This window comes from Leptothrix discophora (genome assembly GCF_030705305.1).
Classification (GTDB): Bacteria; Pseudomonadota; Gammaproteobacteria; order Burkholderiales; family Burkholderiaceae_C; genus Sphaerotilus; species Sphaerotilus discophorus.
This window is the reverse complement of the sequence record NZ_JAUZEE010000005.1, coordinates 296895-310872: the sequence shown is the minus strand read 5'-3', so window position 1 is coordinate 310872 and position 13978 is coordinate 296895. Positions and strand designations below refer to the sequence as shown.

The window sequence follows — 13978 nt, the reverse complement described above, 5'->3', positions numbered from 1 at the left end:
CTAAGGCCGTACCTCGCGGTAACCGCGCCGCTCCGGGCATGTCCCGACCCGGGCGGGCGCGAGCCGGCGCGGCCCGTCGTCGGCCGGAGCTAGTACCGCGTGACGCCGTCCGACAGGTCGGCCCGCAGGTAGTGCGCGCCAGGGATCGGGTTGTAGTAGTACGGCGGCACCTCGGTGAAGCCGAGCGAGGCGTAGAGCTCGCGCGCGGCCTCCATGTCGTCGAGCGTGTCGAGGTACATCGACGAGTAGCCGGCCTCGCGGGCACGGTCGAGCAGGTGCTCGGCGATCAGCCGGCCGAAGCCAAAACGGCGGAAGGCGCGGCGCACGAACAGGCGCTTCATCTCGCAGGCATTGGGCTCGTCGGCATCGGGCAGTGGCCGGAAGGCGCCGCAGCCGGCGACCTCGCCGTCGACCATCGCCAGCAGCAGCAGGCCACGCGGCTCGGCATAGTCGCCGGGCAGGCCGGCCAGCTCGTCCTCGAAGCCCTGGAAGCACAGGTCGATGCCGAGGCTGGCGGCGTATTCGTGGAACACCAGACGCACCGCCTCGATCGATTCCGGGGACTCGGCCCGGACCAGCGACAGCGCCGGTATCGCGTCGTCCACGTCAAGCCCCGAAGGAGTTCACCCAGATGGCCAGTGCCGCGCAGGCCGCGCCGATCAGCAGGGCCAGCACACGCCGCAGCGCGGTGTCGCCGGTGTCGGGTGCCTCGACCGCGAGCAGCTTGTCGCCATGCAGCATCGGCCCGACCAGGTCGACACGCTTGTGCAGGCGGTAGAACACGATCGCCGCGACATGCAGGCCGACCAGCGCCAAGATCAGCCACTGCCCGCCGGTGCGGTGCCAGGCGGTCGCCGCGCTGGACACCGCGCCGCTGACGAAGGTGATCAGCGGACCGGTGCTGGCGATCTCGTCGTCGGCCACCAGGCCGGTGGCGACCTGGACGGCCAGGATGCCCAGCAGCCCGAACACCGACAGGCTGCCGAGCGGGTTGTGGCCGACCTCGAAGTGCTCGCCCGGGCGCGGCTGGCCACGCAGGTAGCGCAGCACCGCACCGGGGCCGTAGATGAAGGACGTGAAGCGCGACCAGCGCCCGCCGACCAGGCCCCAGACCAGCCGGAAGGCGATCAGCGCCAGCGTCGCCAGGCCCAGCCGGAAGTGCCAGACGGTGGCGTTGCCACCGACCTTGGCGGTCACGACGGACCCGAGGACGCAGACCAGCAAGGTCCAGTGGAACAGCCGCGTCGGCAGGTCCCAGACGCGCACGCGGCGCACGTTGGCGGAAGAGGTTTCAGCGCGGTTCACGGCCGTCATCGTAGCGGTCCATCCTCGGTCATCGACGCGGACGCCGCGCGCCAGGAAGCCCGATCCCCACGCTGTTGCGCACGGATCACGCAGATGAAGTGCGTCTTAAATTCACGGAACCCAAGCGTACACTGAGTCAGCTTCTGGACAGGTCTTGACCTGCCTCAGAGCGCGCACCTCACGAAACCGTCACGAATGCACTGGAGTCACCGTCGATGAAACGCCTCACCCTGGCCCTGAGCGCCTCCGTTGGACTGATGCTGGCCCTGCCGGCCGCTGCGCAGTTCCAGAAGCCTGAAGACGCCATCAAGTACCGCAAGGCCGCCTTCACGGTGATGGCCTCCCACTTCGGTCGCCTCGGCCCGATGGCCCAGGGCCGCGTGCCGTTCGATGCCAAGACCGTCGCTGACAACATCGCGATCGCCGCGTCGATGTCGAGCCTGCCGTTCGCCGGCTTCGTGCCCGGCACCGACAAGGGCGACACCAAGGCGAAGGCCGAGATCTGGTCCGAGACCGAGAAGTTCAACGCCGCCGCCAAGAAGATGCAGGACGCGATGGCCGCGCTGAACGTCGCCGCCAAGTCCGGCAATGCCGACCAGTTCAAGGCCGCCTTCGGCGAGACCGGCAAGACCTGCAAGGGCTGCCACGACGACTACCGCAAGGAGTGATGCTGGCGGGCTGCGGCCCGCTCGCGTCATCGAACAGGCCCGTCATCGACGGGCCTTTTTCATGGCCGTGCCCCGATCGGCCCGACGTCGCCTGCTCAGGTCGCGCTGCGCAGCACGACTTCGCCGATCGGCGTGTCGAAGGTGGCCGACAGCACCGGCGCGTCGGGCACCTCGTCGCGCTGCACGCCGCGCAGGCGCATGACCTCGGCTGCGCGAGGCGGCAGGCCGCGAACGACCAGGCGGCGCAGCGCCACCGGGCTGGCGGGCAGGCCATCGCAGGGGTGGCCGCCCTGCCACTGGATCAGCACCGGCACCGCGCCGCCCAGCAAGGTCGCGCCGTCCTCGCGCAGCACGACCTGCCAGCGCAACGGCGTCGCCGAACCGGGCACCGCACGCTCGGTCGCCACGAGGGTGCCTGGCTGGAGGCCGATCGTGATCAGGCCCCAGCGGTGCATGTCGACCTGCGGCGAACGGCCGACCCAGGCGACCAGTTCGGGCGCGTCGGCCAGGCGGGCCTGCAGCGCGGCATCGTCGAGCCCGAACCAGCGCGGCCGGGCCGGCGCGGGCGCGTCCGGGTCGATCGCGATCAGTTCGAGGTAGCAGCGCGCGTGGGTCGGCGAGCTGACCTGCAGCAGGCGGTTGTGCGTGCCCATGAAGGCATGGCGACCGCCGGCGACGGGCTCGGCGCCCAGGCGCTGCGCCAGCCAGCGCGCGCCGCTGTCGAGATCGCGGCAGGCCAGGACGAGGTGATCGGGTTCGACGTGCATGGCGCTCAGGATAGACGGACGCTGCCGGCGATCAGCCCGCAAACGTCGCCGCCGATCCAGACCGTGTCGCCGTCGGCGCCGGCCTCGGCCTCGACGTGGATGCGCCCGTCGCGGCCCAGCGCCCGGCCCTGTCCGGCGACATAGCGGCGCGGCGCCAGCCCGGCACCGATGAGCCACTGCGCGATGCCGGCGTTGAGGCTGCCGGTGACCGGGTCTTCCGGCACGCCCAGCTCGGGCACGAAGGCACGCACCTCGAAGTCCAGATCGCTGCCCTGGGGGTAGGCGCCGACGACACCCAGTTCGAGCCCGCGCATGAAGGCCGGATCGGGCCGCAGCGCGTTCACCGCCGCTGCGTCGTGCAGCAGCGCGGCGATCCACGGCGGGCCGTTGTCGACCCAGTGGACCGCCCGCACCGCCTCGGCCGGCAGTTGCAGCGCGGCCAGCACCTGCGCGTGCAGCCCCGCATCGACCGGACCGCTGCGGCGCAACGGCGGCGCCGCGAACGCGAGCCGCGCGTGGCCGTCCTCCCGGACCTGTCGGCGGATGCGCACCAGGCCGACGCCACATTGCTGCACCACCTCGCCATCGTGCTGTGGCCGGCCGCCGTGGTCCAGCCAGACCTGGCAGCTGCCCAGCGTCGGGTGGCCGGCAAAGGGCAGCTCGCGGCCGGGCGTGAAGATGCGCACCCGGTAGTCGGCGGCCGGATCGGTCGGCGGCAGCAGAAAGGTCGTCTCGCTCAGCTGGGTCCAGCGGGCAAAGGCCTGCATCGTGGCGTCGTCCAGGCCCTCGGCATCGACCACGACCGCGAGGGGGTTGCCGAGCAGGGGCACGGCGCTGAAGACGTCGACCTGGGCGTAGCGGCGGGACGGGTTCGGCATGCGGGACTCCGGCTCAGCGTTCGAGGTGGCGACGCAGCACGCCGCCCAGCAGCGCGACGGCGGCATCGATCTGCTCGGGGCTCAGCGTCACGAAGGACAGGCGCAGCGTGCGCGTGTCGGCATGGTCGGCATAGAAGGCCGCGCCAGGCACGTAGGCGACGCCGGCCTCGACCGCCTGCGGCAGCAGCGCCAGCGCGTCGCAGCCGTCGGGCAGCGTGAGCCAGAAGAACATGCCGCCCTGCGGCGGCTGCCAGCGTGTGCCGGCCGGCAGGTGGCGCGTCAGGGCCTGCTGCATCGCGTCGCGCTGGGCCTTGTAGCGCGCGCGCACGGTCGGCAGGTGGCGGTCCAGGAAGCCGTCGGCGATGACCGCATGCACGATGCGCTGGTTGTAGCCCGGCGTGTGCAGGTCGGCCGCCTGCTTGGCCTGCAGCAGCTTGGGGTAGAGCGCCGGCGGTGCGACCACGTAGCCCAGCCGCAGGCCCGGCGCCAGCACCTTCGAGAACGAGCCCAGGTAGACCGAGCCCTCGGCCCAGCGGCCACTCAGCGCGGGCGGCGGCGGTGCGTCGTACCAGAGGTCGCCATAGGGGTTGTCCTCGACCAGCGGCACGCCGCACTGCTCGGCCGCCTCGACCAGCGCGACGCGGCGGGCCTCGCCCATCACCCGGCCGGTGGGGTTCTGGTAGTTGGGCAGGACGTAGAAGAAGCGGCCGGCCGGCGCATGCATCGACAGCGAGCGCAGCGACTCGGGCCGCGCGCCCTGCTCGTCGCTGTCGACCGGGATGAAACGCGGCTCGAAGGGCGAGAAGGCCTGCAGCGCGCCGAGGTAGGTCGGCGTCTCGACGGCCACCGGCGCGCCCGGATCGACCAGCACCTTCGCAACCAGGTCCAGGCCCTGCTGCGAGCCGGTCGTGATCAGCACCTGGCTGGCCTGCACGGCCAGGCCCTGGGTCTTGAGGTGCTCGGCCACCCAGTCGCGCAGCGGGCCGTAGCCTTCGCTGGCGGCGTACTGCAGCGCCTCGCGCGGGTGGTCGCGCAGCACGCGCTCGCTCGCCTCGCGCATGGCCTCGATCGGAAAGGCGTCGGGCGAGGGCAGGCCGCCGGCCAGCGACAGGATGCCGGGCTGCTCGGTGACCTTGAGGATCTCGCGGATGACCGACGGGTTCAGCCGCGCGGCGCGCTGCGCCAGGTGCCAGGGTGAGGTCGAAGGGTGCGAGGTCGAGGTCATGTCGGGTTCCGTACGGTCAGCAGGTCCAGGGATCGATTGTCAGCGTGGCGACACGGCGCGCACCGGCAGGCGCTTGCCGATCAGCACCAGCGCGAGCACGGCCAGCGCATAGCCGAGCGTCACGGCTTCGAGCGGCTCGCCCAGCACCGGCACGGCCATCAGCAGCGCCAGGAAGGGCTGGACCAGCTGCACCTGGCTGACGCGCACCATGCCGCCCAGCACCAGCGCGCGGTACCAGGCGAAGAAGCCCAGCCACATCGAGAACACCGTCAGGTAGCCCAGCGCGCCCCAGGATGCGGCGCGGGCCGGCGCCTCCGGCCAGGCCAGCAGCGCGGCCGGCACGGTCAGCGGCAGGCTGCAGGCCAGCACCCAGCCGATGACCTGCTCGGCCGGCCGGCGGGCCGACAACTGCGCGCCCGACACGTAGCCGGTCGCCGCGCTCAGCACCGCCAGCAGCAGCCAGAGGTCGGCCAGCACCAGGCCGCCGCCACCCGCCTGCCAGGCAAAGGCCAGCACCAGCGCGCAGCCGCCGACCGCGCAGAGCCAGAAGCCGGTCGACGGCCGCTGGCGCAGCCGCACGGCGGCCAGCGCGGCGGTCGCCAGCGGCAGCACGCCCGTCACGACGGCCGCATGCATGGCCGGCACCTGGCGCAGCGCCAGCGCGATGAACAGCGGAAAGCCGAGCACGGTGCCCAGCGCGCTGACGGCCAGCGGCAGCCACTCGTCGCGGCGCGGCCGGCTGGCGCGCTGCCACAGCAGCCAGGCCGCGCTGAGCAGGCCGGCACCGGCGGCGCGGGCGGCGGTCACGAAGAAAGGCGGCAGCTGCGGCGCGTCCTGCGGGCCGACCGCCAGCCGCGTCATCGGGAAGGTCAGCGCGAAGATCAGCACGCCCAGCAGGCCCAGCCAGAGCCCGCGGGCCTCGTCGCGGCGCGAGGGGTGGGACGGGGCGGCGCTCATGCGCTCAGCCCCGCGCGGCACCACCCAGCGCAGCACCACCCAGCGCCAGCCACAGCGCGGTCAGCGCCAGCAGCGTCGCCATGGCCCGGTTGAAGACCAGCAGACGCCGGCCCTGCGCCAGCCAGCGCCGCAGCAGCGCGCCGATCAGCGCGTAGCTGAAGTTGCTGGCGAAGGCATAGAACATCATGGTGGGCACGACCACCAGCAAGCGCTCGCCCAGCGGCCCGGGCAGCACCCAGCCGGCGCTGACGGTCAGCGCGGCCATCCAGGCCTTGATGTTGACGAACTGCAGCGCCACGCCCTCGCGGAAGCCCACGCCCAGCTGGGCCGCATCGGCCTCGGACAGATGCCGCGCGTGCCAGAGCCGCCAGGCCAGCAACGTCATGTAGCCCAGGCCGATCGCCTGGATCACCCAGCCCAGTGGCGGCCAGGCCTGCACCGCGCCGGCCACGCCCAGGCTGGCACCGAGCAGCAGCAGCAACCAGCCCACCGGCACGGCCAGCACGAAGCGCATCGCATGGCGCAGCCCCAGGTTGGCGGCCAGCGCGGTCGACAGCGTGGTGTTCGGACCGGGCGTGAAGGCCATCGCCGTGATCATCGCCAGCAGCGCAAGGTAGTCGGCAAGCGGCATCGCGGCTCGTTTGGAAGGTGGGGAACATGCGCCACAGTCTAGGCGCCAGCGACAATACAAGTGCAGTACAGTTGACCCGATCACAGCATCGATCTGTGTCGCCGATCCGGGCGATACACGCCCTGCCGGAGCCGTCCCATGAAGAACGACCTGCCATTGTCGGCCGCACCCCTGACCCGCCACAGCGGCCAGACCCTGAGCGAGCAGCTCGCCAGCCAGGTCGCCGATCGCATCCGCCAGCGCCTGCTGGGGCCGGGCGCGCGGCTGCCCTCGGTGCGCGATGCGGCGCGGCGGCATGGCGTCAGCCCGCACACCGTCGTCGCGGCCTACGACCAGCTGCTGGCGCAAGGCCTGGTCGAGGCCCGCAAGCAGCGCGGCTTCTTCGTGCGCGGACCGCAGCCCGACGCGTCGACGCCGCGCAGCCGCAGCTCGCCCGCCGCCGGGCCCGGGCCGCAGGACCCGCACACGCCGCGCGTCGCCCCGATCGACGCGACCGCGCTGATCCGCGGCATGTTCCAGGCCGGCGGCGGCAGGCCGGGGCCCGGCCTGGGCACCCTGCCGGCGACCTGGCTGGACCTGCCGTTGCTGCACGGTGCGCTGCGGCGTGTGCTGGCCGACGACCGGCATGCGGGCGCGGCGGCCAGCTCGCTGCTCTACGGCGAGCCGGCTGGTGACCGGCGCCTGCGCGAGGCGCTGTCGGTGCGTCTGCAGGACCTGGGCATCCCCGCCACGCCGGCCAGCATCGTGACGGCGGTGGGCGCGACGCATGCGCTGGACCTGGTCTCGCGCACCCTGCTCGCGCCCGGCGATGCGGTGCTGATCGACGACCCGGGCTGGGCGGTCGAGTCGGCACGGCTGTCGCGGCAGGGGCTGCGCCTGCTGCCGGTGCCGCGCGACGCCGAGGGTCCGGACCTGGCCGTGCTGGAGGCGCTGGCCCGCGAGCACCGGCCGCGGCTGTACGTGACCGTGTCGGTGCTGCACAACCCGACCGGCCACACGCTCGGCCTGCACACCGCGCACCGCCTGCTGCAGCTGGCGCAGGCACACGATTTCCTGATCGCCGAGGACGACACCTATGCCTACCTGGCACCGCCGCACGCGCCGCGCCTGTCGGCCCTGGACGGGCTGCAGCGCACGGTCTACGTCAGCGGCTTCTCGAAGATCCTGGCGCCGAGCTGGCGGGTTGGCTACCTGGCCGCGCCGGCCGGGCTGGTCGAGCGGCTGATCGACGCCAAGATGCTGAGCACGCTGACCAGCCCGGCGCTGCTCGAACAGGCCGTCGCGGTCTGCCTCGAACAGGGCCTGCTGCGCCGCCACGCCGAGAAGGTCGACGCCCTGCTGGCCAGCGCACGCGGCCGCAGCGTGCGCCTGGCCGAGTCGGCCGGTTGCCGCTTCATCACGCCGCCGCAGGGCCTGTTCGGCTGGGTCGACACCGGCGTCGACACCGAACGCCTGGCCCTGCCCCTGCTCGACGCCGGCTGGCTGATCGCTCCCGGCAGCCTGTTCCACGCCCACCGCCGCCCCAGCACCGCGATGCGCATCAACTTCGCCTCCTCGCAGGACGCGGCATTCTGGAAGGCGTTCACCGCAGCGCGGTCGACCATGAAAAACGCCGGCTCGGGGCCGGCGTGATGCTGGGTGTTCGGGATCTGGTGTCGGGTGCGTTCGAGCGGGCCGAGCGCCGGGCCGCCCCAAGCCGGCCCGCCATCCCCGCGGGGGATCGCCCGGCGTAACCGCCGGGCGAGGGGCAGGCGCTGGTCAGGCGTGCTCGACAAGCGCCTTGCGCATCTTCTTCATCGCCGCGACCTCGATCTGGCGGATGCGTTCGGCGCTGACGCCGTACTCGGCCGCCAGCTCATGCAGCGTCATGCCGCCGGAGCCGTCGTCGTTGACCTGCAGCCAGCGCTGCTCGACGATGCGGCGGCTGCGGGCGTCGAGCACGTCCAGCGCGCGCACGAGGCCGGGGCCGGCCAGCTCGTCGCGGTGGCGGGCTTCCAGCGCACGGGTCGGCTCCTGGCGCTCGTCGGCAAGGTAGGCGATCGGGGCGTAGCTCTCGTCGTCCTCGTCGGCACCCGGTTCGAGCGCGACGTCGCCGCCGGCGAAGCGGGCCTCCATCTCGATGACCTCCTCGCGCTTGACGTTGAGTTCACGCGCGACGGTGTCGATCTCGGCGTCGGTCAGGGTGCTGCGGTGGGTCGCGCCGTCGGGCGACTCGGAGGCCACGCCCTTGAGCTGGCGCTTCATCGAGCGCAGGTTGAAGAACAGCTTGCGCTGCGCCTTGGTGGTCGCAAGCTTCACGACGCGCCAGTTCTTCAGGATGTATTCGTGGATCTCGGCCTTGATCCAGTGCATCGCGTAACTCACCAGGCGCACGCCCTGCTCGGGGTCGAAGCGCTTGACGGCCTTCATCAGGCCGACATTGCCTTCCTGGATCAGGTCGCCCTGCGGCAGACCGTAGCCGACGTACTGGCGCGCCACCGAGACGACCAGGCGCAGGTGCGACAGCACCAGGCGGCCGGCGGCTTCGACGCTTTGCTCGTCGCGCAGCTGGCGGGCGAAGCGACCTTCTTCCTCGGGCGTCAGCAGCGGCAGGCGGTTGACGGCACTGATGTAGGCGTCCAGGTTGCCCAGCGACGGCAGCAGCGACCAGGGGTCGCGGACGATGACGGCGGTGTTGGCGGTGGCAGCAGACAGGTTCATGGTGGACATAGACGGGTCTGGGCTCCTTGAGTTCCTCGATGTTAGCAGTCGACCCCTGAGAGTGCTAAGAGCTGGAACAAGGCCTTTGCATCCCGACACGTAGCCTGAACGCACGGGGTGGCGCACACCGTGAACGACGTCTCGAACGAACGATCTGCCGCGGCGATCAGCGCCCGGCACGTTCCTCGTACGGCTCGACCTTCACGGCATCGAGGTGGTAGCCGCTGACGCCCATCGTCGACGCGTCGCGCCGGACCTTGAGCGTGCCGCTGGCCCAGACCGGCACCATGCCCTTGATGCCCTTGACCGGCTTGTCCGGCTCGACGTGGATGATCTGGTTGGCCGGCGGCGGCGGCGTGTGGATGCAGGCACCGAAGTACGGCACCAGCAGGAACTCGCGCAGCTCACCCTTGCCCTCTTCCAGCGGCACGACGTAGCCGGCGATGCGGATGCTGCGGCCGTCCATCTCGGCCACCGTCGGGGCCTGGTCCCAGGCCGCGCGCAGCTCGTCCATCAGGGCCTGCGTCTTCGGGTCGCCGTCGACCAGGTTCTGCAAGTTGCGGCCCTTGAAGCCCTTCATCGGGTCCCAGCCCTTGGGCATCAGCGCGTCCCAGGAGGTCTCCTTCGGCTCGGCCGCGAGGCCCCAGGGCGACAGGGCCGACAGGCTGGCCGCCAGGGCCAGTTGCAGCAGGCGGCGGCGTTCGAGGGGGGAAACAGCGTTCATGGTCGAGCTCCGCAGGATGGGGATGGTCTTGGCTTCGAGACGTGCATAGGTCACAGGCGCGGCGACAGGCCATCGGTCAGCGACAGGCGGTAGGCGCGCCAGCCCGGCAGCAGGCTGGCGGTCCAGCCACCGGCCAGCACCGCGCCGACCCAGCGCCATTCGTCCGCGCCGGGCCAGCCCAGGCCCGGGCGCAGGCCGGTGTGCTGCTGGATCAGGTCCGCGCCCAGCGCCAGCAGCAGCGCGCCGGCCAGCAGGCCCAGCACGACGCCGGCCAACGTCACCAGCGCGCCTTCGAGTGCCAGCAGCGCCAGCAGCGTGCGCGGTCCGCAGCCGACCGTGCGCAGGATCGCCAGCTCGCGTCGACGCTGCGCCAGCCCGGCCAGGATCACCGCGACCAGTCCGGCCAAGCTGACCACCGACACCAGCACGCCGACCGCCAGCAGGCCACGCTCGCCCACGCCGATGACCTCCCACAGCTCGTCCAGCGCGACGCCGGGCAGCACCGCCATCAGCGGTTCGGCGCGGTGGTTGGCGACCTGGCGCTGGACCGAGAACACCGCCGCGCGCGACTTCAGCCCGACCAGCACGGCGGTGACGCTGCGCGGCGTCAGGTCCTGCTGCGCCAGCTGGTCGGCCGGCACGGCCATCGAGGCGATCGGCACGCCGGCCTGCCAGTCCAGGTGCAGCGCCTCGATCGCCTCCAGCGAGACATGCAGCGAGCGGTCCACCGGCGTGCCGGTGGGCGCGAGGATGCCGGCCACCTTGAACGGCTTGTCGGCATGGTCGTTGGCCGCGATGGCGCCATCGCCATGGCTGAGCACGACGCGCTGACCGAGCCGGTAGCCGAGCCGGTGTGCAACCTCCGAGCCAATCACGACATCGAAGACACCCTCGATGCCATCGACGAAGGCGCGGCCCTCGGCCAGCGCCAGCGCCTGGCGCTCGCCGTAGCGGAAGCGCTCGAAGTAGGCCGCGCGGGTGCCGACCACCGCATGGCCGCGGTGGCTGTCGCCCAGCGAGATCGGCAGGGTCCAGGCGACCGCGCGATGCTGGGCCAGCATCTGCGCGGCATCCCAGCTGATGTTGTTCGTCGCGCTGCCGATGCGGAAGACCGCATACAGCATCAGCTGGACCGGCCCGGTGCGCGCACCGACGATCAGGTCGGTGCCGGAGACCGACTGCGAGAAGCTCTCGCGCACCTCGTGGCGGATGCGCTCGATGCCCACCAGCAGCAGCGTCGACAGCGCGATCGAGGCGACCACCAGCGCCAGCACGCCGCGCCGGTTCCAGGCGCTGCGCGCGGCCAGCGACAGCAGGGCGGCGTTCATGCGGCCTCCTCGGCCGTGGCGGCGCGGTTGAGGGTCGGCAGGTCGATCACGCGGTCGAAGCGCGGCGCCAGGCGGGCGTCGTGGCTGACGAAGACCAGCGTGCTGCCGGCCTCGGCGCAGGCGCCCAGCAGCAGGTCCATGAAGGCGTCGCGGCGGGTCTCGTCCAGCGCGGAGGTCGGCTCGTCGGCCAGTACGAGTTCGGGCGCGCCGACCAGCGCGCGGGCGGCCGCCACGCGCTGCTGCTGGCCGACGCTGAGCCGGTCGGCCCGGCGCGTGGCCAGTTCGCCGCGCAGGCCGACGCGGTCGAGCAGCTCGCGGGCCGAGCGCTCGCGCGTGGCGGCATCCGCACCGGCTCGCGAGGCACGCAGCGCCGACAGCCGGCACGGCAGCAGCACGTTGTCGAGCACGCTCAGGTAGGGCAGCAGGTTGAACTGCTGGAAGACGATGCCGATGTGGTCGGCCCGGCGGCGGTCGCAGGCCGAGCCGGACAGCCCGGCCCAGTCCTGGCCCAGCAGCTCGACGCTGCCGGCGCGGGCCCGCTGCACGCCGGCGATCAACGCCAGCAGCGTGCTCTTGCCGCAGCCGCTCGGGCCGCGCACGAAGGCGGTCTGGCCGGCCGCGAGGTCGAGCGTGTCGATGTCGAGCACGTCGCGCGCCTCGCCGGGCCAGCCGTGGCGCAGGCCACTCAGGCGCAGCAGCGGTGCGGCGGCGGCGGGCACCGCGTCGGGCCGTCCGGACATTCAGCGACCCCAGCGCAGCACGGTGGCCGGGCGCCTGAGGGTCACCTTGAACTGCCCTTGCGGACCGGCGACCTGGGTGTTGACACGGGCGATGCGCGGCGCGGCCGACATCAGTCCAGCCAGGTCGACGCTGCGCAGCGCGGCCGGGCTCGTGCAGGTCCAGGTGTAGGTGGCCGACAGCTCGGCATGGCCGTTGGCCGATGGCTTCGCGCCGGGTTCGAGCACGCCGGCATCGAGCTCGGCCGCGCCCGGCGTGCAGCCGGCCGCCGGGTCCGGCGTGAACAGGCCAGTCGGCACGCGCAGGCGGGCGAGCAGGGCCTGCGCCAGCTGCCGCTGCGCGGCGGTGCGCGGCGCATGCTCGAAGCCGACCAGGCTGTCGAGCGGGGCTTCGAGCGCGAGGGTCAGCATCGGGCCGTCCAGGCCGATCGCAAGGTCGACCTGGCCATGCTGGTGGGCGGCGGGCGACTGGGCCCGGGCCGGGCCCGCCAGGCCCACCAGGCACGGGCTTGCCGCGAGCATCAGCCAGGGAAACAGGGCACGGGGGCCGCGCGAGGTCGTCATGCCGGGATCATAGGAAGCCCCGGAGGGCCCCGTGTGACATCCCGGTGTCAGGCCGCCGGCGAGCGCGCCCGCGCGGGGACCGGCCTTCAGCCCTGCAGCGGCTTGAGCGTCTTGCCCTCGACCTTGACGCGGGCACCAACGGCCGGCGCGCTGGCCTGCTCGACGGTGCGGAGTTCGCCGTCATCGGTGCGGACCTTGACGACGTAGACGGTCGTGGCCTTGACCTGCTTCTCGACCTCGTGACCGGCGACCGCACCGCCGATGGCGCCAAGCACCGTCATCGCGGTGCGGCCGTCGCCCTTGCCGAACTGGTTGCCGACGGCCCCGCCGACCACCGTGCCGGCGACGGCGCCGACACCGCTGCCTTCACCCTTGCGCTTGACGGCGGTGACCGACTCGACCACGCCGCAGTTGCCGCAGACCGGAGCAGGAGCCGACGCGTCGACCCGGTCCGATCGGACGCCCGGGGCCTTGGCGGCGCCTGCGTTGGCGGCCTTGCCGGTCGGCGCGACGGCAGCGGCGGCCTCGGTCGGTGCGGTCGGCGACTGCCGACCGGCGAAGTAGGCGCCCGCGCCGACGGCCAGCAGGGCGATCACGCCGCCGACGATCCAGCCGGCCGGCACCGACCGCGCAGGTGCGGCAGCGATGGGGCTGCCGGGCACCGAGGTCATCGCGCCGGACGCGCGGGCGTTGGGGGTGACGTCGACGACGTGGGGATCCAGGATCTGGGCCATGGGGGAACTCCGTTCTGCTGTGTGTTCGTGTCGTCCGGGGACGGGCAGGCGATGCGCCCGTTTCGGTTGCCGAGGCGGTCCGGCCGTCGAGCCTTCAGGCCATCCGGCCAGAACCTGCAACGGGCGCGATTGGAGCGCCGCCGACACGCGCTGGCGAGTCGCAGGCGGAACAGTTGTAAGCGGCTGTCAATCGGGCATGGCCACACTGACATCCGATCACGCCCGTGGCCTGATCCAGCGCAGCCCGTGTCCGCCGACGCGGGTGTCAGATCGCTCTCGGCGACAATTCGCCCCGTCCGCCAGCGCTCGGCGGCCAACCAGCCCACCAGAGGAGCCCCATGAACAAAGCCGAACTGATCGAGAAACTGGCCACCGACCATGGCCTGACCAAGGCCGCTGCCGGCCGCATCATCGCCACCGTGCTCGACACCGTGGTGACGACCGTCAAGAAGGGCGGCTCGGTGACGCTGCCCGGTTTCGGCACGTTCAAGCAGCACTCGCGCGCGGCCCGCAACGGCGTCAATCCCGGCACCGGCGACAAGATCAAGATCGCTGCGGTGAAGCTGCCCAAGTTCACCCCGGGCACCGCCTTCAAGGCCGCCGTCGACCCGAAGGCCGCTGCGCGCAAGGCCGCCAAGGCCGCCGGCGCGAAGCCCGCCGCCAAGGCACCGGCCAAGAAGGCCGCCAAGAAGAAGTGACCTCACGCCGCGCCTGACGCGGTCGTGCAACGACAAGAGGCCCCGCGGGGCCTCTTGTCGTT

Annotated in this window: 16 protein-coding genes; 3 read left to right on the top strand and 13 right to left on the bottom strand. The window is 72.5% G+C overall.

The window, feature by feature from the left end:
- Positions 1-89: 89 nt before the first annotated feature.
- The gene (locus tag Q8X39_RS11745) at positions 90-584 is read right to left on the bottom strand and encodes a GNAT family N-acetyltransferase (protein WP_407068007.1); all 495 of its coding nucleotides are present in this window, start codon (positions 582-584) and stop codon (positions 90-92) included.
- Positions 585-606: 22 nt separating this feature from the next.
- Positions 607-1314 (bottom strand): cytochrome b/b6 domain-containing protein, encoded by a 708-nt coding sequence (locus Q8X39_RS11740; protein ID WP_305749854.1) that lies wholly within the window; start codon positions 1312-1314, stop codon positions 607-609.
- A 206-nt stretch (positions 1315-1520) separates the two neighbouring features.
- Here Q8X39_RS11740 and Q8X39_RS11735 point away from each other — a divergent pair, with 206 nt between their 5' ends.
- Positions 1521-1973 (top strand): c-type cytochrome, encoded by a 453-nt coding sequence (locus Q8X39_RS11735; RefSeq protein WP_305749853.1) that lies wholly within the window; start codon positions 1521-1523, stop codon positions 1971-1973.
- Positions 1974-2068: 95 nt separating this feature from the next.
- On the opposite strand, the gene Q8X39_RS11730 is transcribed toward Q8X39_RS11735, so the two are convergent.
- From Q8X39_RS11730 to Q8X39_RS11710, 5 genes are read right to left on the bottom strand one after another with little or no spacing between them, the layout of a single operon-like run.
- Positions 2069-2740 (bottom strand): VOC family protein, encoded by a 672-nt coding sequence (locus tag Q8X39_RS11730; protein WP_305749852.1) that lies wholly within the window; start codon positions 2738-2740, stop codon positions 2069-2071.
- Positions 2741-2745: 5 nt separating this feature from the next.
- Positions 2746-3618, bottom strand: coding sequence for a PhzF family phenazine biosynthesis protein (locus tag Q8X39_RS11725; protein ID WP_305749851.1), 873 nt, complete (start codon positions 3616-3618; stop codon positions 2746-2748).
- 13 nt (positions 3619-3631) lie between these two features.
- Positions 3632-4843 (bottom strand): aminotransferase-like domain-containing protein, encoded by a 1212-nt coding sequence (locus Q8X39_RS11720; protein WP_305749850.1) that lies wholly within the window; start codon positions 4841-4843, stop codon positions 3632-3634.
- A 39-nt stretch (positions 4844-4882) separates the two neighbouring features.
- On the bottom strand, positions 4883-5800 hold the full coding sequence (locus Q8X39_RS11715) for a DMT family transporter (protein WP_305749849.1): 918 nt from the start codon (positions 5798-5800) through the stop codon (positions 4883-4885).
- Positions 5801-5804: 4 nt separating this feature from the next.
- On the bottom strand, positions 5805-6431 hold the full coding sequence (locus Q8X39_RS11710) for a LysE family translocator (RefSeq protein ID WP_305749848.1): 627 nt from the start codon (positions 6429-6431) through the stop codon (positions 5805-5807).
- A 138-nt stretch (positions 6432-6569) separates the two neighbouring features.
- On the opposite strand from Q8X39_RS11710, the gene Q8X39_RS11705 reads away from it, so the two are divergent.
- Positions 6570-8063, top strand: a complete 1494-nt coding sequence (locus Q8X39_RS11705; RefSeq protein ID WP_305749847.1) for an aminotransferase-like domain-containing protein — start codon at positions 6570-6572, stop codon at positions 8061-8063.
- A gap of 126 nt (positions 8064-8189) precedes the next feature.
- On the opposite strand, the gene rpoH is transcribed toward Q8X39_RS11705, so the two are convergent.
- From rpoH to Q8X39_RS11675, 6 genes are all read right to left on the bottom strand, one after another.
- Entirely contained in the window at positions 8190-9131 is a 942-nt protein-coding gene (gene rpoH, locus Q8X39_RS11700; protein ID WP_407068005.1) for an RNA polymerase sigma factor RpoH, read from the bottom strand.
- A 166-nt stretch (positions 9132-9297) separates the two neighbouring features.
- Positions 9298-9855 (bottom strand): DUF3299 domain-containing protein, encoded by a 558-nt coding sequence (locus Q8X39_RS11695; RefSeq protein ID WP_305749845.1) that lies wholly within the window; start codon positions 9853-9855, stop codon positions 9298-9300.
- Between the two features lie 50 nt (positions 9856-9905).
- Positions 9906-11183 (bottom strand): ABC transporter permease, encoded by a 1278-nt coding sequence (locus tag Q8X39_RS11690; protein WP_305749844.1) that lies wholly within the window; start codon positions 11181-11183, stop codon positions 9906-9908.
- The gene (locus Q8X39_RS11685) at positions 11180-11923 is read right to left on the bottom strand and encodes an ABC transporter ATP-binding protein (protein WP_305749843.1); all 744 of its coding nucleotides are present in this window, start codon (positions 11921-11923) and stop codon (positions 11180-11182) included. The genes Q8X39_RS11690 and Q8X39_RS11685 overlap by 4 nt, the downstream gene beginning before the upstream one ends.
- Entirely contained in the window at positions 11924-12484 is a 561-nt protein-coding gene (locus Q8X39_RS11680) for a DUF2796 domain-containing protein (protein WP_305749842.1), read from the bottom strand.
- An 86-nt stretch (positions 12485-12570) separates the two neighbouring features.
- Entirely contained in the window at positions 12571-13218 is a 648-nt protein-coding gene (locus Q8X39_RS11675; protein WP_305749841.1) for an outer membrane lipoprotein, read from the bottom strand.
- Between the two features lie 338 nt (positions 13219-13556).
- Between Q8X39_RS11675 and Q8X39_RS11670 the strand changes: the two genes are divergently transcribed.
- Entirely contained in the window at positions 13557-13916 is a 360-nt protein-coding gene (locus Q8X39_RS11670; RefSeq protein WP_305749840.1) for an HU family DNA-binding protein, read from the top strand.
- The last annotated feature ends 62 nt before the right edge of the window (positions 13917-13978 follow it).